The 1,288-nt window shown below is 62.2% G+C and carries 2 protein-coding genes; both read left to right on the plus strand.

What is annotated here, in order from left to right; genetic code table 11:
* Positions 1-61 precede the first annotated feature (61 nt).
* Complete coding sequence (locus C5F48_RS23925; protein ID WP_245941524.1) at positions 62-448, plus strand: recombinase family protein; 387 nt, start codon at positions 62-64, stop codon at positions 446-448.
* 107 nt (positions 449-555) lie between these two features.
* Positions 556-1,288, plus strand: a 733-nt coding sequence (locus C5F48_RS23930) for a hypothetical protein (protein WP_107666142.1), incomplete at its 3' end; no start/stop codon positions are given.

The following is a 1,288-nucleotide window of genomic DNA, read 5'->3' on the forward strand; positions in this document are numbered from 1 at the left end:
CGCTATCTACCACTCACAGAATCTCCGACATCACCCCCGATAAGTAGCGCTTATCGCGCCTGTGCCTCAGCGGCCGCCGCGCACGGCTGGCTTGACGCCCCCAATCAGCCGGGCGCGCGTCCGGATCGGGGATCAGGCCCCCTGCCCCGGCCGCGGGCAAAAAATCCGCCGGCTGCTGCGCCGCAGCCATGAAGAGCGGGCTTCGGGCGGGCGGGCGCGGCCGGAGCTGGCCCCGGCGCCGGAGCAGATCGGCAGGGGCGATGCGCTGGTGGTCGCGCCCATCGACCGCATTGCTCGGTCGCTGCCGCATCTCCTCGAGGCTGTCGAGCGGCTTGAGGCCAAATGCACGGTCAGACGCCCCGATTTGGGCCTTTCGCCGATTAACCGTTCCGGTCGACAGGTCGGGAGGATGTTCAGCGACAACCAGCTTGGCCGACGGACATGCTGACGCGCTACAGGGGAGCCGACAAGTGGTCGGCGGGGCTTCCTTGAAAGTAGCTTGATCATCTAAGGTGTTCGTCGGAAGCTGATCAAGATGGTGCGGGTGCCGATGAAATGCTCTATAAATCATTGATTTCATCATACGGATCGTCGCTCGCGGGTAAGTCGGCTCCCAAAGACGACTTGATCTGGCATTTTGCACCGTCCGACGACCTGCGGCAGTTCCGAGTCTACGCGCTCGATGCGCTGCAGCAGGCCAAGGTGTTCCTGCTCGATCACTTGGCGGCTGCCTACACCGACACGCTTCACGATGCTGTTTCCAAGCAGGCTGAGGAAGCTGGTCTGCCAGCTATGGCGATCCTTGGTGAAGTGAGGCTTCCCGCCCCCGTCGTATGGGTGGAGTTCGACGATCGAGAGCTGGGCGTCGCACGGTTCGAACGCGCTTCACCTGTGACCAAGCACGATGACAAGCCTTTAGGCACGGGCCTGCGCGGCTACCTCCTTGACGACCGCAACGAAAGCCATCTGCGCATTACGATGTTCCACCGCCGCGAGAATTCGCGCGTTGTCGATCCGATCTGCGCCTTGCTCGTCAAGCGGATGCCGACAGGACAGCTGAACTATAACGACGTTGAAGTCGAACTCAGCCGGCCCGTTGTCGATTTCCGCGTGCGGAGCGGCGACACGATGGAAATGATCCACGGCCGCCGCACGGTGCACCAGGTTGAAACCGGGTATGACCTGTTCATTCCCTACGCGCTGTTTGCAATGCTGGTCTCGCCTGATCTCGGGGGGATCATCCCCACGGAAACCGCAACCTTCACCGTCAAGGACACTAAGACTGCCC

Origin of the sequence: Cereibacter changlensis JA139 (assembly GCF_003034985.1) — a bacterium.
GTDB classification, from domain to species: Bacteria; Pseudomonadota; Alphaproteobacteria; order Rhodobacterales; family Rhodobacteraceae; genus Cereibacter; species Cereibacter changlensis.